Raw genomic sequence first — 18,876 nt, 5'->3', positions numbered from 1 at the left:
GGACGACAGCCCGGTGCGGACATCGACGGAGTATCGCAGGCCGTACCGCCCCCTGTCCGTGGCGCTCTTCAACCGGGCGGGGCGGGCGGCACGGCGGTTCGGCCTCGACGACGCCCTCGACGTCGACCGCATGATCGCCGCCGCGAGGCGCAAGACGAAGCTCTCCGACTTCGGCGATGAGTGGTTCATGGAGCCCCTCGAGGTCCTCGTCGAATCGATCAACGCCGAGGCTCGATTGACACCGCTCGGCGCGAGGATCCAGCACTCGCGGATCGTATCGGCCCTGGCGACCCGGCTGCGCGCGGAACGACTGCTTCGCGAGCACCCGGAGATTCTCGACGTGGAGCTGGGGCGCATCCTCCTCATCGCGGGCCTGCAGCGCACCGCGACGACCACGCTGCACCGGTTGCTCGCCGCGGACCCCGCGATTCGCGCACTGAACGGGTGGGAAGTGCTGAATCCGGTGCCCCTCGCCGGCGAACGGAGGGGGGCTCCGCGCCGCCGCATACGGCAGGCGAAACACGCCGCGCGGGCGATCGGGTTCCTGGCGCCCGATTTCCGCACCGTCCACCCGCTGGCCCACGACGCGCCGGAGGAGGACGTCCTGTTGCTCGACCTCTCCTTCATGAGTCAGGCGCCGGAAGCGGCGATGCACGTGCCCAGCTACTCGCGATGGCTCGAAGGCCAAGACCACACGAAGTGCTACGCGTACCTGCTCACGATGCTGAAGATCCTGCACTGGCAACGGCCGGCCGGTGCGGGCGGCTGGGTGCTGAAGACGCCGCATCACATGGAATACCTCGACGTGATCCTCCATGTCCTCCCCGACGTGTGCGTCATCCAGACGCATCGCGACCCGAAGAAATCGGTGCCGTCGTTCTGCAGCATGGTGGCGCACGGGCGGGGCATCTTCAGCGACCATGTGGATCCAGTAGAGATCGGGACCCACTGGCTGGGAAAGATCCGCCGGATGATGGAGCGCTCCATGAGCGTGCGGCGAAGCGCCGACGAAGGCGTGTTCGTCGATGTATCGTACTACGACCTGATCGCGGACCCGCTCGGCGAGTTGCGCAGGATCTACGGGGCCGCGGGGATCGATTTCACGGCGGAGGCCGAGGCCGCCGCGAGGACCGCTTCGGAACGGAGCGGGAAGAATCGCTACGGGAGGCACGTCTACGCGGCGTCCAGCTTCGGTCTCGACGACGAGACCATAGACGGGTACTCCGCCGCCTACCGGCGCAATTACCGGATACCGGACGAGACCGCCATGTCCGATGGCGGCTCATTGGGGACTCGCGACGAGACACGGTGACATGCGAACCACGAACTACAACAGGAAGTTCAGCGCCTTCGCCAGCGGGGTCGTCGATCGTTTCTCGCAACGCCCCGCGCTGAATCCCGTACCGGAGAGCGCCCGCCTCGACGGCAAGGTATGCCTGGTCACGGGGGCCAACCGGGGCCTCGGGCGGGCGGTGGCGGTCGACCTGGCGAAACGCGGCGGGCACGTGCTCATGGCCTGCCGCGGCGGACATCCCGATGCCGGCGTGGAAGTCGGACGACTGGCCGGTTCCGACACGGTCGACATGCTTCACGTGGACCTGGCCGACCTCGACTCCGTGCACGCGCTGTGCGACCAGCTCGAACGCGACGGCCGCCAAGTGGACATCCTCGTGCTGAACGCCGGCGTGATGCCGGCGAAGGCACGCAGGTCGGCCCAAGGCTACGAGTTGATGTTCGCGGTCCATTTCCTGGCTAACCGCGTGCTGGTCGACCGACTCCTGTCGGACGGCACGATGCGACCCGCCGGGCACGGCGATGAGATTCCCAGAATCGTCTTCATCGTGTCCGAAACGCATCGAGCCGCGGATTCGATCGACTTCCGCAATTTCGGCGCCTTCACCGACTACGGCCTCAAGGACGGGCTGAAGTACTATGCGTTGAGCAAGCTGCACCTGTGCACCTATGCGCAGGAACTGTCGCGCCGGCTGAACCCGGAGGGAGAGGTCCGGATCGCGGTGAACTCGCTCTGCCCGGGGGCGGTCGACTCCGACCTGATGCGGGAAGCGCCGTGGTTTCTGAAGCCCCTGCTCTACCCGGCGAAACGCCTGCTCTTCGCGGCGCCCCACAAGGCGGCGGCATCCGTCACCTATGCTTGCTGCGCGGAGGACATGGGTCGGCGCAGCGGCGTCTATCTGCACCTGCTGCGCGAGAAGGAGATGTCCGCACCGGCCATGGACCTCTCCGCCGGCGCGCGCCTCTGGGAGGCGAGCGAGGCCCTGCTCGCCAGGTCGGGTGAACCTCAGTGAAAGGCAACGCCTTGTTCAAGGGGCATGTGAGTTCGGATACAGTGGAGATCGAAGCGCCGATCGAACGGGCGTGGGACATTCTCACGGACTTCGAGCGCTACGGAGAATGGAATCCGTTCACCCCGTCGGTCGCGACGGAGTTCGACATCGGCTCGCCGGTCGACCTGTACGTGCGAATGGGACCCTGGAGGCTCAAGCAAGTCGAGCGGATCGAGGCCATCGAGCCGCCGCACCTCATCGCGTGGAGCACGACGATGGGCCACCGCTTTCTGATCTCGGCCCTCAGGGAGCAGCGTCTCGAACCCGTGGGAGAGGGGCGCTGCCGCTACCGGACGACGGATGACTTCGCCGGCCTCCTCATCCCGCTCGTGATGCTGCTCTTCGGAGGATTCGTACGCCGCGGTTTCAACGACGTGGCACGCGGGCTGAAGGCGCGCGCCGAAGCCGCCCCGGAGGTGTGACGCGACGCTGGCAGGCCGAGGCCAGCTAGAGTTCGATGCCGTACTTGCGGATCTTGCGGTAGATCGTGCGCTCGCCGATGCCCAGGGTCTCGGCGGCCTTGCGGCGGTTGCCCCCGGCTTGGCGGAGCACCGCGATAATCGCCTGGCGCTCGATCTCCTCCATCGTCATCCCCGGCCGGATCGCGATCGTCTCCGCGTCGTCCGGGTCGGGGCTGTCCCCGGCTGTTGAAGCGGCCTCGGCCTCGACCGCATCGATCCCATCGACGGCATCGATCCCGGCGACCGCATCGGTGATGTCGATTTCGATCCCATCGCCGATGTCGTCCCCCGCCCCGCTCCGGGAGGGAGCCGCGAGGAGGTGTCGGTCGCCTCTCCTGAAGGCCTCGAACTCCCGCTTGAGGTCGTCGATGTCCACCTTGAGATCGACGAGAGTGCGGAAGACGAACGCGAGTTGCGGCGAACTCGGGATGGCCCCGGCGCCCGCGTCGATCGGAGGCGCGATGAGCGCCGGGGACGGCACGAGGCTCACGCCGCCCGACCGGATCTCCGGTGGGATGTCCTCCGGACGGATGACGGAGCCCGGCGCGAGCACGACCATGGACTCGATCAGGTTCCGGAGTTCACGGACGTTCCCCGGCCAGTCGTAGTCGAGGAGGATCTGGAGCGTTTCCGGGGCGAGTCCGCGGAACTCCCGGTCGTGCTGACGGCTGAACTCCGTGATGAAGCGGCGGATGAGGACGGGGATATCGCGCCGCCGCTCGCGGAGCGGGGGAACGTGGACGTTGAGGACGTTGAGGCGGTAGTACAGGTCGCGGCGGAACTCCCCGGTCTCGACCGCCTGCCGGAGGTCGCGGTTCGTGGCGGCGACGACGCGCACGCTGACCTGGATCTCGTGGTCTCCGCCCACCCTCATGAAGCGGCGGCTCTCGAGCACTCTCAGGAGCCGCGTCTGGGTGGGGAGCGGCATTTCGGCGATCTCGTCGAGGAGGAGCGTGCCGCCATCGGCCAGTTCGAACATGCCCCGCCGCAGCGAGGTGGCTCCGGTGAAGGCGCCCTTCTCATGCCCGAACAGTTCGGACTCGAGCAGCGACTCGGGCAGCGCGGCGCAGTTCACGGCTATGAACGCCCTCGCGCGGCGCGGCGAAAGCCGGTGGAAGGCGCGCGCCACGAGTTCCTTTCCGGTCCCGCTCTCGCCCGTGAGGAGGACGGTGCTCATCACAGGGGCGATCATGTGCACCCGCTCGAGGATCTCGTGCACCGCCTCGGTGCGCCCGATGATCCCCGTCTTTCGCTGCAGGTCGTAGCGGTCGAGGTGCGTCTGCAGGGCGACCCGCATCTCGTCGGGATCGACGGGCAGCGACAGCGCCTCGTCGAGATCGAACGACCGCGCCAACCGCCGGCGCGCGTCCGCCTGGGTCTCCTCCGTGAGCCCGAGCACGGGAGGGCGCGGAATCTCCGCTTCGAAAAGGCCGCGCATCGCGGCGGCGCGCGATTCGTCGGGAGGGCCCGTGAGGACGAGGGCGACTTCGGCCGCGCCACCGAGCCGTCCCTCGAGTTCGCGCACGGACTCCACGAACTCGACCTCGTGCCCGTCGGCCTGCGCGGCCTGCCGGACGGCGATGGCGGCCTCCACCGCGCGTCCGTCGACGAAGACGCGGGCCATCAGCCGCCTGGCGAAGCGTGCACGGTATCGCCGCGCAGCAGATCGACCGCGTGGTCGACCACCGGCTCGAGAGCGGCGAGGCCGTCGGAGACGCCGCCCGGGCTCCCGGGCAGGTTGATGACGAGCGTCTCGCCCCGGATTCCCGCAAGTCCGCGGCCGAGCGCGGCGTAGGGCGTGGACTCGGCGCCGGCGCGGCGCAGCATCTCGGCGATCCCCGGCGCCTCGCGCTCGAGGACGGTGCGTGTCGCCTCCGGCGTCACATCGCGCGCGGCGAGCCCGGTGCCGCCGGTCGTGAGGACGAGGTCAACCCCCTGCACATCACACCAGTGCAGGAGACGGGAAGTGATCGCGGCGCTCTCGTCGGGCACGACATCCGCGCCGGCCAGCGAGTAGGCGCGCCCCTGAATCCACTTCCTGATGAGATCCCCGGAGCCGTCTTCCCGTTCTCCGGCGTGCACGCCGTCGGAGATGGTCATAACGGCGATCCGCGGCGCGATGCGGTGCAGCGAGCCGCGCGGATAGAAGGGCGGACGCACGACCTCGGCCGCGATCGCCTTCCCGCGGATCATGATCTCGACCGCGGCGCCAAACCCCGCGGCGACAGGCAGGTAGGCGGTCGCGATCCCGTGCCCCATGGTAGGACTCACGGTGCCGCTGCGGACCTCGCCGACGGCCTCCCCCTTGAATCGCACCTCGTAGCCCGCCCGCGGGAAGCCCCGCTCGAGCAGTCGCAGGAAGCGCAGCTTGCGGGTGAGGCCGGCGGCGCGCTGCGCGGCGAGCGCTTCGGAGCCCATGAAGTCGCCCTTGGCGTACTTCACCAGCCACCCGAGGCCGGCCTCGAGCGCGGTCGTCTCGTCGTCCACGTCGTTGCCGTAGAGGGCGTACCCCATCTCGAGCCGGAGTGAGTCCCGGGCCCCCAGACCGGTGGGGACGGCGCCGGCCGCGACGAGCGCCCGCCACGTCGGCACCGCGTACGCATTCGGCATGTAGAGTTCGAACCCGATCTCCCCAGTGTAGCCGGTCCGGCTGATGACGCACGGCGCGCCCGCGACCTCCCCGTGCACGAACCGGTAGTACTCGATCTCCGCCAGCGGCTGTTCGGTCAGCGGCGCCAGCATCACCTCGGCCAGGGGTCCCTGGAGGGCGAGAAGGGCGATCTCGTCGCTCTCGTCCGTCATCGTCAGGTCGAAGCCCCGCGCGAGCGCGTCGAGGTGTGCCCAGTCCTTGGCCATGTTGGCCGCGTTAACGACGAGCCGGTAATCCGCCTCGCCCATGCAGTAGACGATGAGGTCGTCGATGACGCCGCCGGTATCGTGGCACATCGCGCTGTACTGGGCGTCACCCGGCTCCAGGCGCGAGGGATCGTTCGTCGTCGCATAGGCCACGAACGCCTGCGCGTCCTCGCCGCGGACCCGGAACTCTCCCATGTGGGAGACGTCGAACAGGCCGGCCGTCTTGCGCACGGCGTGGTGCTCGGCCCGGATGCCGGTCGGGTACTGCACAGGCATCGCGTAGCCGGCGAAGGGGACGATCTTTCCGCCCAGCCGGACGTGTTCTTCGAATAGCGGGGTCTCTTTCAGATCCTTCACGATGCCGCTCCCATGAGCATGGCGAGAATCGCCTTCTGCGAGTGGAGCCGGTTCTCCGCCTCGTCCCAGACGCGGGACGCAGGCCCGTCCATGACTTCGGCGGCGACTTCCTCGCCCCGGTGCGCGGGCAGACAGTGCAGGAAGATCGCATCACCGGCGGCCCGGGCCATGATCTCCGCGTCCACATGGTACCCCTCGAAGGCCCGTGCACGTTCCGCGGCCTCCTCCTCCTGTCCCATCGAGGCCCAGACGTCCGTCGTCACGACGTGCGCCCCCTCCGCCGCCTCCGCCGGCACCCGGAAGAGGTCCACCTGCGTCGCGCGTCCCGCGGCGGCGAGGATCGCGGGGTCCGGATCGTAGCCCTCCGGGCAGGCGAGACGGAGCTGAAAGCCGAGTTTCGCCGCCGCGTTCAACCAAGAGTTCGCGACGTTGTTCCCGTCGCCGATCCAGGCGACGGTCCGTCCCGACAGGTCCGGGCCGAATTCGGCGCGCGCGGTCTGCAGGTCCGCCATGATCTGGCAGGGGTGCAGCAGGTCGGTGAGCCCGTTGATGACGGGGATCGAACCGTGCGCGGCCAGCGCCTCGACATCGGACTGCGCGAACGTCCGGATCATGATTCCGTGCACATAGCGCGACAGCACCCGTGCCGTGTCGGAGAGCGGCTCTCCGCGCCCGATCTGGATGTCGCGCGCGGACAGGAAGAGCGCCTGGCCACCCAGTTGGTGCGTCCCCACCTGGAAGGACACCCGGGTGCGGGTGGAACTCTTGGTGAAGATCATGGCGAGCGTCTTCCCCGCGAGGGGACGGCCCGCCGCGCCGGGGTCCGCCTTCAGGCGGTCGGCGAGATCGAGCGCCTCGCGCAGTCGCTCGGGCGACCAGTCGGCGATCGAAAGAAAGTGTCGGGTCCGGTCCATGGGTCCGTGGGTCCTCGCCTCTCCGTTCAGAGTCCCGTCAGAGGATGTACCGTCTCAGGTCCTCGTCGTCCGCGATGCGCGACAGACGATCCCGCACGAAGTCCGCGTCGATGGTGATGGTCTCGTTCGCCCCCGCCTCCGGCAGGTCGAAGAGGATCTTCTCCAGGAGCGTGCTGAGCACGGTATGGAGACGCCGGGCGCCGATGTTCTCCGTGCGTTCGTTCACATGGCTCGCGATGCGGGCGATCTCGCGCACCGCGGCCTCCTCGAACTCTAGGCGGGTGGACTCGGTCTCGACGAGGGCCTGGTACTGCGCGAGGAGGGCGTACCGGGGTTCTTGGAGGATGCGCGTGAAGGCCTTCGCGTCCAGACTCTCGAGTTCCACGCGGATGGGGAACCGGCCCTGGAGTTCGGGGATCAGGTCCGAGGGTTTCGCGATGTGGAAGGCCCCGGCCGCGATGAACAGGATGTGATCCGTGCGGACCATCCCGTGCCGCGTCTGGACCGTGGACCCCTCGACGATGGGCAGGAGGTCGCGCTGCACGCCCTCGCGCGACACGTCGGGTCCGGCCCCGCCGTGCTTCCCGGCGACCTTGTCGATCTCGTCGAGGAAGACGATCCCCATGCTCTCGGTGCGGCGGACCGCCTTCTCCGTGACCTCATCCATATCCACGAGGTTCGAGAGCTCCTCGGAGCGCAGGATCCGGCGGGCGTCCTTGACCGTGACCTGGCGGCGGCGGGTCTTCTTCGGGAGCACCCCCTTGAGGACCTCTCCCATGTTGAAGTCGACGCTCTCCATGCCGCCGCCCACGTCCAGCATGGAGATCGGGCTCTCGCTGACCTCCACCTCGACCTCGCGTTCGTCGAGCATGCCGTCGCGCAGGAGGCCGCGGAGTTTCTCTCGCGTGCGCTGCTTGCGCTCATCGGTGGGCCCGTCGGAGGGGGCTTCGGAGGCCTGGCCCGCGAGCGACACGACGAACTGCCGCTGCTGCCCGGTGCCGGGTCCGGCCGTGGGCTCCGCGTCCGCCACGGGGGGAAGAAGGAGGTCGAGGAGGCGCTCCTCGACCCGCCGGTCCGCGATCTCTCCGTGCCGGGCCTCCTGCTCCTCGCGCACGAGCTTGATCGCGATTTCGACGAGATCCCGGATCATCGATTCCACATCGCGGCCCACGTAGCCCACTTCGGTGAACTTCGAGGCCTCGACCTTGATGAACGGCGCCCCGGCGAGCCCGGAGAGGCGGCGGGCGATCTCGGTCTTCCCCACCCCGGTCGGGCCGATGAGGATGATGTTGTTGGGGAGGATCTCCTCGCGCATCCCCTCGTCGACGTTCTGCCGGCGCCAGCGGTTGCGAAGCGCGATCGCGACGGCCTTCTTCGCCTCGTCCTGTCCGATGATGTACTGGTCGAGTTCCTCGACGATCTGTCGCGGGGTGAGCGCCGCCGCGATTCCGGCGTCGCCGGAACCCGGGACCGGGCCGATATCGGGGCGGTGCGTCATCCGCCCGCCGTCGCTGGTCGTCATGATTCGTTCCCGTTGCCGTTATCGCTGCCCGAGAGTTCGAGCACCGAGATTTCCTGGTTCGTGTACACGCAGATCTCCGCCGCGATCTCGAGGGCCTGCCGGGCCACTTCCGCAGCCGGCAGATCCGTCCGTCGGGCGAGGGCCCGGGCGGCGGCGAGCGCGTGCGGCCCGCCGGAACCGAGCGCGAGGATGCCATCGTCCGGTTCGATGACTTCTCCCGTGCCGGCGATGAGCAGGCTCGTCTCCCGGTCGGCCACGGCGAGCAGCGCCTCGAGCCGGCGAAGATAGCGGTCGCTGCGCCACTCCTTCGCGAGTTCGACCGCCGCGCGGGTCAGGTGGCGGGGATACCTCTCGAGTTGCGCCTCGAACTTCTCGAACAGCGTGAGCGCGTCGGCGACGCCGCCGGCGAAACCCGCCAGGATGCGGCCATCGCGCATCGTGCGGAGCTTGGTCGCCTTCGCCTTGACGACGGTCTCCCCCATGGTCACCTGGCCGTCGCCGGCCATCGCAACCTCCCCTCCGACCCGAACACAGAGGATCGTCGTGGCTCGTATCATTTTCTTCATTCTCCTCCGCGCGGATGGGCCCGGGAGTGTACGCGCTTGAGCCGGTCCACGGATGTGTGCGTGTAGATCCGGGTCGTGCTCAGGCTCGCGTGTCCCAGCATCTCCTTCACCGAAACGAGGTCCGCCCCCCGATCGAGAAGGTGCGTGGCGAAGGAGTGGCGCAGCGAGTGCGTGGTCAGCCGGTCGCCGTCCGCGACCCGCGCGAGTTGGGCCGTCACGTCGCGCTGGATCTGCCGCCGCGAGAGGCGGGTGCCGCGAACCGAAAGAAACGCGGCCCGCGACGCGCTCTCCGCCCGCTTGCCGAAGTAGGCGTCGAGCGCTTCCGAGGCGCGCCGGCCCAGGGGGACCACGCGCTCCTTCCCTCCCTTGCCGAGCGCGCGGACCTGCCCGGTGCGGGAGTCCACGGCGGTCACGTCGAGGCTGTGCACCTCCGCCAGCCTGAGTCCGCACGAGTACAGCAGCTCGATGAGCGCCCAGCGCCGGAGCGCCACGGCGGACCCGTCCCGCCGCGCGGCCTCGCCGGCCGAATCGAGCAGTTCACGCGCGTCCTCTTCGCTCAGGAAGGAGGGCAGCGTTTGGTCGCGGCGGGGGGTGCGCACGAGCCGGGCCGGGCTGGCCTCCACGCGGTCCGTGCGCTGGAGGAAGGCGAAGAAGGCGCGCACGGCGGCGAGCTTGCGGGCGATCGAGGAGCGCTTCAGTCCGCGCAACTCGAGGTCTCCCATGAAGGAACGGATGGACACGCGATGTACGTCCGCCCACCCCCAGTCGTGCGTCCCCTCGTACGCGCTCACGAAGGCCTCGAACTGAGCGAGGTCGCGACAGTAGGCGGACACGGTGTTGGGGGACAGCCGGCGCTCGGCACGGGCATAGCGAAGGAAGTCATCGACCCATGCGTGCCGGGCTCGCGCTCGCGCATCGGCGGGCGCGGACGTCGCGGTCATTTTCTCGACGACTTCTTGCGGGGGCTGCCGCGCCGCCCCCCCGCCTTCCTGGTCGCGTCGCGCTCCTTCCGCTTCCGCAGCAGATCCAGCGCCACGCCGACCGTGACCTCGTCGGGCTCCATCCCCTTGGGCAGCGAAGCGTTCGTCTTGCCGTGTTTCACGTAGGGACCGTAGCGGCCCTTGTAGATCGCGACCGGTTCGCCGTCGTCGGGGTGCGCACCGACCTCCCGCAGCGGTGTGGCGCTCGCCCGCCGGCCCCGCGTCTTGGGCTGGGAGAGCAGTTCCATGGCACGCTCGAAGGTGATCTCGAGCGGATTATCGTTCCCCGTCAGCGAGCGGAAATCCTTCTGGTGGACGACGTACGGGCCGTAGCGCCCGATCCCCACCTTCACCGGGTCGCCGCTTTCCGGGTGCGGCCCGAGCGGGGCCGGCATGGCGAGCAGCTTGAGCCCGGTCGCCAGCGTCACGTCCTCCGGCTGCATGCCCTTCGGGAGTGAAGAGCGCTTCGGCTTCCCGCCGTCCCCCGTCTCACCTCGCTGCACGTAGGGACCGTAGCGCCCCTCCATGAGGTAGATCGCCTCTCCGGAATCGGGGTCATCGCCCAGACGATCCGGACCCTCGGCGCGCTTCTGGAGGAGGTCGATCGCCTCTTCCTCGCTGAGGTCGGCCGGGGCGACATCGTCCGGCAGGGACGCAGTGAGCCGATCACCGTTGCGTTCGAGTTCGAGGAAGGGCCCGAACTTGCCGATCCGCACGCGGGGGGTGAGGTCGTGGAGCCTCACGGTCGATGCCTCGCGCGGGTCGATGGCCGCTTCGCGCTCGAGAAGTCGAGCTTCGAGACCATTCCCCCCGCTGTAGAAATCCGCCAGGTAGGAGCGCCAGTCCGCGTTACCGCGCGCGATCTCGTCCAGTTCCTCCTCCATGTCCGCGGTGAAGCCGGTGTCGACGAGGTCCGGAAAGTGGTCCTCGAGGAGGCCGGTCACCGCGAAGGCGATGAAGGTGGGGACGAGTTGCTTGCTCTGCCGTACGGCGTAGCCTCGGTCGACGACGGTCGAGATGATGGCGGCGTACGTGGAAGGGCGGCCGATGCCGTCGGCCTCCAGTTCCTTCACGAGCGCCGCATCCGTGAAGCGGGGGGGCGGCTTCGTCTCGTGCTTCCGGCTCTCCAGCTTGCGCTTGTCGAGCGCCTGGCCCTCCCGCATGTCGGGGAGGACGGTTTCCTGGTTCTCCAGCGCCGCGTCGGGGTCGTCGGAGCCTTCGACGTACGCGCGGAAAAAGCCGGGGAACTCGATCACCTTCCCCGCGGCGCGGAAGCGCGCCTCCTCCGCCTCCACCCGGACGTTGAGGTGCCGCAGCCGGGCGTCCGCCATCTGCGTCGCGACCGCGCGCTTCCAGATCAGGTCATAGAGCGCCTTGTGCCGCCCGGTGAGTCCGAGTTCAGCCGCCGTCCGCATGTCGGTGCCGGACGGGCGAATCGCCTCGTGGGCCTCCTGGGCCGAGCGGGACTTCGTCTTGTAGCGCCGCGGGGCCGGGCTCAGGTATTCCTTCCCGTAGCGGGCCGACACGCGGCTTCGGATCGCCGAGATCGCGGCCTCGGACAACGTGACGGAGTCGGTCCTCATGTAGGTGATCTGGCCGGCCTCGTAGAGAGCCTGGGCGATCCGCATCGTCTCCCGGGCCCCGAGGTTCAGCTTGCGGTTGGCCTCCTGCTGGAGGGTCGCCGTCGTGAAGGGCGGATACGGGCTCCGCTTCGAGCGCTTCTCCTGCAGCTTGGCGACCGTGAAGATCGCGTCGTCCAACCGCGCGCGGAGCGCCTCGGCGCGCTCCCCGTCGAGCAGGACGACCTTGCGGCCGGACTTGAGCGCGCCGGTGCGTTCATCGAAATCCCTGCCGCTGGCGATCGCCACGCCGTCAAGCGCGGCCAGCTCCGCCGTGAAGGCGTGCCCGTCCGCGGCGAGGTGGGCGCGCAGGCGCCACCAGGTGCCGCTTCGGAAGGCGCGCCGCTCCCGTTCACGCTCGACGAGCAGGCGGACGGCGACCGACTGCACGCGCCCCGCGGAGAGCCCCGGCTTGATCTTCTTCCACAGGAGCGGGGACACCCGGTATCCGACGAGGCGGTCCAGAATCCGGCGCGCCTGCTGGGCCTCGATGCGGGGGAGGTCGATCTCACCGGGCTCCTCGAGCGCCGCGAGCACCGCACCCTTCGTAATTTCGTTGAAGGTGACGCGGCGGAACCGCTCTCGAAGCGTCTTCTTCCGCGCGGTCAGCGCTTCCACGATGTGGTAGGCGATCGCCTCGCCCTCCCGGTCCGGGTCCGTGGCGAGGAGGATTGAATCCGCCTTGGCCGCGGCCGCCCGCAGCTTCCTGAGGACGGGCTCCTTCCCCTCGATCGTGACGTACTCGGGCTCGAACCCGTTCTCCACGTCGACCCCGAGCCCCTTCTTCGGGAGGTCCCGCACGTGCCCGACGGATGCCTGCACGCTGAACCCGGCCCCGAGATACGACTCCAGGGTGCGGGCCTTCGCAGGCGACTCCACGATGACGAGATTCACAGGCTCTCCCTCAGCTCTCCGCTTGTCCTTCCGAGCGTGCCTCGGAAGGTCCTTCCGGTCGTCCTGCCGAATCCTCCGGCGGGCGGGCGGCGAAACGCCGCAGACTCTTCAGCGCTACCTCCACGACGTCCTCCGGTTCCCGTCCATCCGTCTCCAGCGCGACTTCGGCCTCCGCGTAGGCGGCCTCCCGCTCCGCGAGCAGAGCGGTGAGCGTGGCGGCGGGGTCGGGTCCGGCCAGCAACGGCCGGGCCTCGGCACCGTCCCGCGAGAGGCGATGGATCGCGGTCTCGGGGCGAACGCGCAACCAGACGCGCACCCGGCCCCCGGACGTCCGGTCGATGTCCCGGCGCGCCATCCACCCCCCTCCGGTCGCGACGACGACCTCCGTCGCCCGTGCCGCCCGCGACGCAGCCCGGGCCTCGAAGCGCCGGAATTCGGCCTCTCCGCCGACGCGGAACAGGTGAGGGATCGTCGCGCCCGACAACTCCTCGACCTCGCGGTCCAGATCCACATAACGATACCCCAGCCGCCGGGCGAGGAGCGGTCCTATCGTACTCTTCCCCGCCCCGGAGAGGCCGACGAGCCAGATCTTGCGCGGCACGTCCGCCACGTCACGTCCCGATCCGGGCGAGATAGCTCTCCATGTTGGCCCGCATGTCGGAGATGTTGTCGCCGCCGAACTTCTCGATCCACGCGTCGGCCAGCACGAGCGCCATCATCGCCTCTCCGACGACACCGGCCGCCGGCACGGAGCACGTGTCGCTGCGCTCCAGAAGCGCCTTGGCCGGCTCGCCGGTCCGGGTGTTCACGCTGTCCAGGGGGCGCCGGAGCGAGCTGAGCGGCTTCATGGCGACGCGGGCCACGATGTCGCCCCCCGTCGTCATCCCCCCCTCGAGTCCGCCGGCGTTGTTCCGGCGCCGCCGATAACCCCCGCTCGCGGGGAGGGCGGGATCCCGCTCGATCTCATCGTGCACCTCCGACCCCCGGAGGCGCGCGGCCTCGAAGCCCATGCCGATCTCGACGCCCTTCATGGCGTGGATCGACATCATCGCCCCGCCGATGCGGCCGCCCAGGCGGGTCTCCCAGGTGACGTGGCTCCCGAGCCCCACCGGCACGCCGCGCGCCACGACCTCGAACACCCCCCCCAGCGAATCCCCGGCGCGGCGCGCGGCATCGATCGCGTCGACCATCGCCACCGACGCGTCCGCATCGATGCAGCGCACGGGCGACGCGTTGGTCACGGCGAACAGATCCTCCGGCAGCGGGAGTCCGGGCGGGATCGACACGGGGCCGATCGACACCACGTGGCTCTCGACACGCACGCCGAATCTGGCCAGCAGGCGCTTGGCGATGGCCCCGGCGGCAACGCGCGCGGCCGTCTCACGTGCGCTGGCCCGCTCGAGGATGTCGCGCGCATCCTCCCTCCCGTACTTGAGCATCCCCGCGAGGTCGGCGTGTCCCGGCCGCGGCATGTACACCCGGCGCAGGAGTTCGTCGTCGTCCACATCCGGCGCGTCGATCGCCATCGCCGCGCGCCAGTTCCTGTGGTCGCGGTTGGGGATCCGGATCGCGATCGGCGCCCCCAGGGTCTCGCCGAGCCGCACGCCGCCGAAGATCTCGCCCACATCCTTCTCGATCCTCATGCGGCCGCCGCGGCCGTACCCTCCCTGGCGGCGGACCAGTTCGAGGGTGAGGTCGCCGGGCCTCAGAGCCAGCCCGGCGGGGATCCCTTCCAGCACGGCCACCACGGCGGGGCCGTGTGTTTCGCCCGCCGTCGTCAACCTCAGACACCTCAGCATTCTGTCACCATCCCTTGCCGCATCGCGCGGATCTCTCCTCCTCGAACGTCCTTCCGACGGCGGCAAAAGGATGCGCCGGGGGCCGGACCCGCAACCACGACCCCTTCTACGGCGTCTCGGGAAAGTGCCGAATGATATGCGGAGTGACGAGGATGATGAGGTCCTGTTTCACCTCATTCTCCTTCGTGTTACGGAACAGAGCCCCGAGCAGCGGAAGGTTCATGAGCCCTGGAATGCCGCTCCGACTTCGACTCACTTCGGTCAGCGTGAGCCCTCCGATCACGGCCGTCTCTCCATCGTCCAGCAGGAGGGTCGTCTCTCCGATCTGTTTCTCGAACACGAAACCCACATCCGACAGCCCGAGCTTCAGGCCGGATCGCTCCGCCATCAGCTCGAGGCGGATCTGATCGTTGTTCGTCACGTGTGGGACGACGTCAAGGATGATGCCGGTGTCCTCGAACTGGACATTGACGCGCGCGTTCTCGGTCTGGGCTCCCGGCTCGAGGACGCGGATCGGCGTGCGCTCGCCCACCTGAATCCTGGCGTGAGCATGGTCCACGACCTGGATGGAGGGCGCCGCCTGGACGTCGGACAGCTGGTGGGACTCGAGGGCCTCGAGGAAGGCGAAGAGCGAGAAGTCGCCGAACGCCACCGCGGTCAGAATCTGGAGCGCCGGCCCGATCGGCCGATCGTTCGCGTTCGCCAGCGCCGCGATGGCGGAGCCCCCCAGGTTCACGAGCGTCTCGTTCGTCCGCCGCACGAAGGCGTCGTCCGGTACGCCGTCGCCGTCCACGTCTACGAGTTGGGGCGGCTGGTCGGGGTCGGGAACGGCGATCAGGTCGTTCAGCCCCTGCTCGACGAAACCGCCGTTCCGCTCCTTCAGGTCGTACACGATCCCGAGTTGCTGCACATCCGTCCGGTCGACGAACACGATCTTCGCCTCGATCGCCACTTGGGGGAGCCGCCGATCCAGGGCCGCGACGATGGTGTCCATGCGCGCGACGACGGAGGGCGCGTCCGTCACGATCAGGGTGTTGCTGCCGGAGAAGGATACGATCTGCCCGCGATTGGGCGTCGCCAAATGGCGGAGCGTCTCCGCAATCGAATCGGCGCTCGCGTAGTTGACGCGGATAACCCGCGTCTCGCTGAGCAACTGGTCCCGCGCCTGCAGGTTCTCGAGCCAGTCGACGACGATGATCCCGCTCTCCGTCGTGTGCCAGCCGAGGTTCTGGGCGGAGAGGATCGCGTTCAGGGCCACGTCCCACGGCTGGTTCCGAATATCGATGCCGCGCACCGTCACGGAGGCGACCTCGCCGTTGGGGACGACCGAGACATCCGCGAACTCGGAGAAGCCCGCGAGCACGTCGAGCATGCTGGCGCTGTCGTACACGACGGAGATCCGCGGCTGCGCCTGCTCGGAGACAGGCGCGGACCGCAACGCATCCGACGAGGGGACGTCGGCGAGGACCGGGACATCGTCCAGGGTGGGGAGAAAATCCGGGCTCGGGACGGCATCCGAAGTCGACCACGGGGCAAAGGCCGGCCCGGGATTGGGGAAGGTCACGCGAACGACGCCGCCATCCGTAGTCACGCGATAGTCGGTTCCCCGCGTCAGGTCGAAGATGAACCGCACGATGCCGGGCTGAAACTGGCTTGACCGGATGCCCACGACACCGCCTCGGCCGATCCCGGCGTAGTCGCGCCACTCCAGGGCGTGAACCGCCTTTTCGATGTCGAGGAGGAGCCGCGGAGGGTCGGCGAGCATGAGATGCCGGGCCTCGACGGGGCCGCCCGCGCCAATGGTGATCTCCGTCTCCGTCCCCGCAGAGACGACGCTCACTTCCCGCACGTCGAAGGAAGAGTCCGTGGGCACCTCCGCCGACTGCGCACCGGCCATCGCCAGCACGAAGGGCACGATCGACCTGAAGATCATGGTTTCGTCCCCTCGCGCCGAACTCGGAGCGTCTCCTCCCGGCGGACGCCGAAGCTCGTAATGGCGAAGTCTACCTCCTCCGGGCGAATCCGTACGACGCGGACCTCGCCCAGCATGTCGTGTTCGCGCACGCGATACCGCCTTCCAGTCTGCCGGTCGGTAAGGGTCGCCACACTCCCGAGCCCCTGGTGGTACAGGACGCCGGACAGCGTGAGATCTTCGAAACGGGGACCCGTTTGGGTCCCGAGGTGAAGGGGCTGAAACGGGTTGCGTCGCTCGATGGCCGGATAGGTGAACACCTCCCGTTCGTAGATGGGCAGGGACGGCGACTGGGCCGCGTTCCGCGCCGGCCCGCTCACCAGCGACGCGAAGGCGAACGCTGCCGCGAGGCTCGGGGGCGCGCGCATCAGCCACCCTCCCGCGGAGCGATGCCCTCGGGCGCGAGGACGAACGTCTCCAGGCTGAAGCGCGCGAGAACGAGTTGACGTCCCGAATTCGTGATCCGGGCGGGCACGATCTCCTCGACCCGGGGCCGCACGATGCGTGGAAAGCCGGCCACGCGCGTCAGGAATTGCCCCACATCGTGATACTCGCCCTCCACTTGCATCGCCCAGTGCTGTCGAAGGAAGTACCCGGCGGAGTCGGGCACGGGGTCGGCCGGGACGGCGTGGACGAGTTCGAGACCGAGCGACTGCGTCTCGGCTGCAATGGCTTCGTAGATCGCCGCAACCTCGCCCTCTCCGGGGACGAGCCGCTCGAGCATGGCGAACTGCCGCTCACCGAGCGTGAGGTCCTCGCGGAGGGCTTCGAGGTCGCCGGGGCGCGTTTCCGCGAGCGCATTGGCCCGTTCCGCCTGTTCGACGCGCCGTGCCAGGGCGGCGAGCTCCATCCTGCGCGGATTCCAAACGTACAGATAGAAGACGACGCCGAACCCCAGCAGGAGGAAGAGGGCAAGGAGCCGGTGGCGCGCCCCGACGTCACGTGGCAGAAGGTTCAATGTTGGCCCCCGTCAGCCGCGACGATGGGCGCCACGCGGCCGACCCCGGTCTCATCGGCGAACTGAAGGATGAGCGTGAAGGCCTGTCGTGCGACGTCGCCGGCATCGAGGCCCTGTTGCTGGCTGCCGATGATCTTCACGTCCGCGATGTGATCGGAGGCGTCGAGGCTGTGGACGAACTGAGTGATCGCAAGCGGATTGGCGGCAACCCCCTGTAGCTCGACGGCGAGCGCAGGTGGTGGGGAGAGTTCGCGAAGCGAGATCAACCACGCGAACGAGGGGAGTGCACGGCTGATCTCATCCAGCATGTGAGGCCACGCGAATCGGTCGCGGTCGAGTCGCTCGACGAGGGCGATGCGTTCGCCGATCTCGCGGAAACGTTCCGCGAGACTGTCGCTCGCGGCGCGGAGCCCGGCGAGTCTCGCCGAGTCGGCCGAGGCGGCTGCCACACGCGCGTCGAGTCCCCGGGCCTCTGCGTGTTGCGTCCACCAGAGTGAGAGCACTGCCGGCGGCACGATGAAGACCGAACCCCACAGGGCAAGGGTCAGCAGGGCATTGCGGCCGCCCAGCGGGCTGAAGGCGCCCGCGGGGTGGGTCCCGGCTCCTCGCCGAAGGGACTCCGGCAGCAGGTCGATCTCGATCACGGTCTCGCTCGCTTTTTCGGGTTCGGGGGTCCTTCGATGGGGCTTCGGAGCGCGAGGCCGATCGAGAGCATCAGCATCGGCGCGATCGAACCGATGTCCGGCCGATCGGCCACTTCGGGCGCAACATCGAGACGCTCGAAGGCGCTTGCGAGACGGGTTTCCACACCCAGCTTCTCCGCCAGGGTTTCGGCGAGGCTCGGGGCGCCGGCTCCGCCGCCGCACAGGTAGACGCGCGCAATACCGAGGTGCGTCTCCGATTCGACGAACCCACCGGCTCGCCGGAGGCCGCGCGCGATGCGCTGCACAGCCTCGCTCAGTCCCTCCGGCGTCGGCGCGACGACGGCCAGTTCACGCGTGAGCACGGGGAGCCCACCCTGGAGCAGGTGCACGGTCGTGGAGCCACTTCCGATGTCGACGAGCGCGGTCACATCCTGCATCGCGCTCGGATAGTTCATCTCGAGCGCGTTGTGGAGGGCCAGAGCGTCCACATCCACCGTCACGGGGTTCAGCCCGGCTCGGCGCAGGAGCGATACCCGCTCCTCGACGAGCGTGCGTTTCACCGCTGCCAGCAGCACGGTCATCGCCGGGCCGTCTCCGTCCGGATCGATGATCACGAAGTCCAGTTCTACGTTTTCCATCTCGAACGGTACGTGCTGTTCCGCTTCCCACGGGATCACTGCGCATGCCTCCTCCTCGTCCATGCGGTCGATCTCGATCACCTTGCTCATGACGTCTCGGCCGCCGATGCCGATGACGACGTCGCGGGCGTCGATCCGTTCCTGTTCGAACATCGAGGAAATCGCGTCGGCGACTCGGTCCGGATCGCCGCCGCCCCCACCGCGGCCTGCGCTGGTCTCGTTTGGCGCCAGAGCGACCCGAACGAGGCGTGGGGCACCAGCTCCGTGCTCGATGACCGCGGCCTTACAGAACCCGGTCCCGATGTCCACCCCGACGGTCCTCTTCCGGCGCCGCCTGCCGAAGCCCGCCAT

General features: G+C 68.9%; 17 protein-coding genes. 3 read left to right on the top strand and 14 right to left on the bottom strand.

Annotated features, from left to right (window positions below; genetic code table 11):
- The first annotated feature begins 13 nt into the window (after positions 1-13).
- From ACOOGH_RS00215 to ACOOGH_RS00205, 3 genes are read left to right on the top strand one after another with little or no spacing between them, the layout of a single operon-like run.
- The gene (locus ACOOGH_RS00215; protein WP_420447001.1) at positions 14-1,312 is read left to right on the top strand and encodes a sulfotransferase family protein; all 1,299 of its coding nucleotides are present in this window, start codon (positions 14-16) and stop codon (positions 1,310-1,312) included.
- 1 nt (position 1,313) lies between these two features.
- Positions 1,314-2,306 carry an SDR family NAD(P)-dependent oxidoreductase gene (locus ACOOGH_RS00210; protein ID WP_420447000.1) on the top strand — a complete coding sequence of 331 codons (993 nt, stop codon included), beginning with the start codon at positions 1,314-1,316 and terminating at the stop codon, positions 2,304-2,306.
- Entirely contained in the window at positions 2,303-2,767 is a 465-nt protein-coding gene (locus tag ACOOGH_RS00205; protein ID WP_420446999.1) for an SRPBCC domain-containing protein, read from the top strand. Before ACOOGH_RS00210 ends, ACOOGH_RS00205 begins: the two co-directional genes overlap by 4 nt.
- Before the next feature lie 25 nt (positions 2,768-2,792).
- Here ACOOGH_RS00205 and ACOOGH_RS00200 read toward each other — a convergent pair whose 3' ends face one another.
- From ACOOGH_RS00200 to pilM, 14 genes are all read right to left on the bottom strand, one after another.
- Positions 2,793-4,430: a sigma-54 interaction domain-containing protein gene (locus tag ACOOGH_RS00200; protein WP_420446998.1), complete on the bottom strand. Its 1,638-nt coding sequence runs from the start codon at positions 4,428-4,430 to the stop codon at positions 2,793-2,795.
- Positions 4,430-6,019 (bottom strand): glycine cleavage system aminomethyltransferase GcvT, encoded by a 1,590-nt coding sequence (gcvT, locus tag ACOOGH_RS00195; protein WP_420446997.1) that lies wholly within the window; start codon positions 6,017-6,019, stop codon positions 4,430-4,432. The genes ACOOGH_RS00200 and gcvT overlap by 1 nt, the downstream gene beginning before the upstream one ends.
- Positions 6,016-6,933: an ornithine carbamoyltransferase gene (gene argF / locus ACOOGH_RS00190; RefSeq protein ID WP_420446996.1), complete on the bottom strand. Its 918-nt coding sequence runs from the start codon at positions 6,931-6,933 to the stop codon at positions 6,016-6,018. Before argF ends, gcvT begins: the two co-directional genes overlap by 4 nt.
- Positions 6,934-6,970: 37 nt before the next feature.
- Positions 6,971-8,455, bottom strand: a complete 1,485-nt coding sequence (gene hslU, locus ACOOGH_RS00185) for an ATP-dependent protease ATPase subunit HslU (RefSeq protein ID WP_420446995.1) — start codon at positions 8,453-8,455, stop codon at positions 6,971-6,973.
- A complete protein-coding gene (gene hslV / locus ACOOGH_RS00180; RefSeq protein ID WP_420447139.1) occupies positions 8,452-9,012 on the bottom strand; it encodes an ATP-dependent protease subunit HslV in 561 nt (186 codons plus the stop codon). The genes hslU and hslV overlap by 4 nt, the downstream gene beginning before the upstream one ends.
- 5 nt (positions 9,013-9,017) lie before the next feature.
- Complete coding sequence (locus tag ACOOGH_RS00175; protein ID WP_420446994.1) at positions 9,018-9,962, bottom strand: tyrosine recombinase XerC; 945 nt, start codon at positions 9,960-9,962, stop codon at positions 9,018-9,020.
- Entirely contained in the window at positions 9,959-12,514 is a 2,556-nt protein-coding gene (gene topA, locus ACOOGH_RS00170) for a type I DNA topoisomerase (RefSeq protein ID WP_420446993.1), read from the bottom strand. The genes ACOOGH_RS00175 and topA overlap by 4 nt, the downstream gene beginning before the upstream one ends.
- A gap of 10 nt (positions 12,515-12,524) precedes the next feature.
- Positions 12,525-13,124, bottom strand: coding sequence for a shikimate kinase (locus ACOOGH_RS00165; RefSeq protein WP_420446992.1), 600 nt, complete (start codon positions 13,122-13,124; stop codon positions 12,525-12,527).
- A 1-nt stretch (position 13,125) separates the two neighbouring features.
- Positions 13,126-14,313, bottom strand: a complete 1,188-nt coding sequence (gene aroC, locus ACOOGH_RS00160; protein ID WP_420446991.1) for a chorismate synthase — start codon at positions 14,311-14,313, stop codon at positions 13,126-13,128.
- Between the two features lie 106 nt (positions 14,314-14,419).
- On the bottom strand, positions 14,420-16,246 hold the full coding sequence (locus tag ACOOGH_RS00155; RefSeq protein ID WP_420446990.1) for a secretin N-terminal domain-containing protein: 1,827 nt from the start codon (positions 16,244-16,246) through the stop codon (positions 14,420-14,422).
- Entirely contained in the window at positions 16,243-16,653 is a 411-nt protein-coding gene (locus ACOOGH_RS00150; RefSeq protein WP_420446989.1) for a hypothetical protein, read from the bottom strand. The genes ACOOGH_RS00155 and ACOOGH_RS00150 overlap by 4 nt, the downstream gene beginning before the upstream one ends.
- The gene (gene pilO, locus ACOOGH_RS00145) at positions 16,653-17,243 is read right to left on the bottom strand and encodes a type 4a pilus biogenesis protein PilO (protein ID WP_420446988.1); all 591 of its coding nucleotides are present in this window, start codon (positions 17,241-17,243) and stop codon (positions 16,653-16,655) included. The genes ACOOGH_RS00150 and pilO overlap by 1 nt, the downstream gene beginning before the upstream one ends.
- Complete coding sequence (locus ACOOGH_RS00140; protein WP_420446987.1) at positions 17,240-17,887, bottom strand: PilN domain-containing protein; 648 nt, start codon at positions 17,885-17,887, stop codon at positions 17,240-17,242. Before ACOOGH_RS00140 ends, pilO begins: the two co-directional genes overlap by 4 nt.
- Positions 17,884-18,876, bottom strand: a complete 993-nt coding sequence (gene pilM, locus ACOOGH_RS00135; RefSeq protein ID WP_420446986.1) for a type IV pilus biogenesis protein PilM — start codon at positions 18,874-18,876, stop codon at positions 17,884-17,886. The genes ACOOGH_RS00140 and pilM overlap by 4 nt, the downstream gene beginning before the upstream one ends.

This window comes from Candidatus Palauibacter sp. (assembly GCF_965213655.1).
GTDB lineage: Bacteria > Gemmatimonadota > Gemmatimonadetes > Palauibacterales > Palauibacteraceae > Palauibacter.
The sequence above is the reverse complement of the archived record's forward strand: the minus strand, read 5'-3'. Positions and strand labels throughout refer to the sequence as shown.

What these genes read in the sequence shown, in the direction of transcription:
- ACOOGH_RS00150 (WP_420446989.1), bottom strand. Translation starts at nt 16,653, where the DNA reads ATGCGCGCGCCCCCGAGCCTCGCGGCAGCGTTCGCCTTCGCGTCGCTG.
- aroC (WP_420446991.1), bottom strand. Translation starts at nt 14,313, where the DNA reads ATGCTGAGGTGTCTGAGGTTGACGACGGCGGGCGAAACACACGGCCCC.
- hslU (WP_420446995.1), bottom strand. Translation starts at nt 8,455, where the DNA reads ATGACGACCAGCGACGGCGGGCGGATGACGCACCGCCCCGATATCGGC.
- hslV (WP_420447139.1), bottom strand. Translation starts at nt 9,012, where the DNA reads ATGATACGAGCCACGACGATCCTCTGTGTTCGGGTCGGAGGGGAGGTT.
- ACOOGH_RS00155 (WP_420446990.1), bottom strand. Translation starts at nt 16,246, where the DNA reads ATGATCTTCAGGTCGATCGTGCCCTTCGTGCTGGCGATGGCCGGTGCG.
- argF (WP_420446996.1), bottom strand. Translation starts at nt 6,933, where the DNA reads ATGGACCGGACCCGACACTTTCTTTCGATCGCCGACTGGTCGCCCGAG.
- ACOOGH_RS00200 (WP_420446998.1), bottom strand. Translation starts at nt 4,430, where the DNA reads ATGGCCCGCGTCTTCGTCGACGGACGCGCGGTGGAGGCCGCCATCGCC.
- pilM (WP_420446986.1), bottom strand. Translation starts at nt 18,876, where the DNA reads ATGGCGGGCTTCGGCAGGCGGCGCCGGAAGAGGACCGTCGGGGTGGAC.
- ACOOGH_RS00175 (WP_420446994.1), bottom strand. Translation starts at nt 9,962, where the DNA reads ATGACCGCGACGTCCGCGCCCGCCGATGCGCGAGCGCGAGCCCGGCAC.
- ACOOGH_RS00210 (WP_420447000.1), top strand. Translation starts at nt 1,314, where the DNA reads ATGCGAACCACGAACTACAACAGGAAGTTCAGCGCCTTCGCCAGCGGG.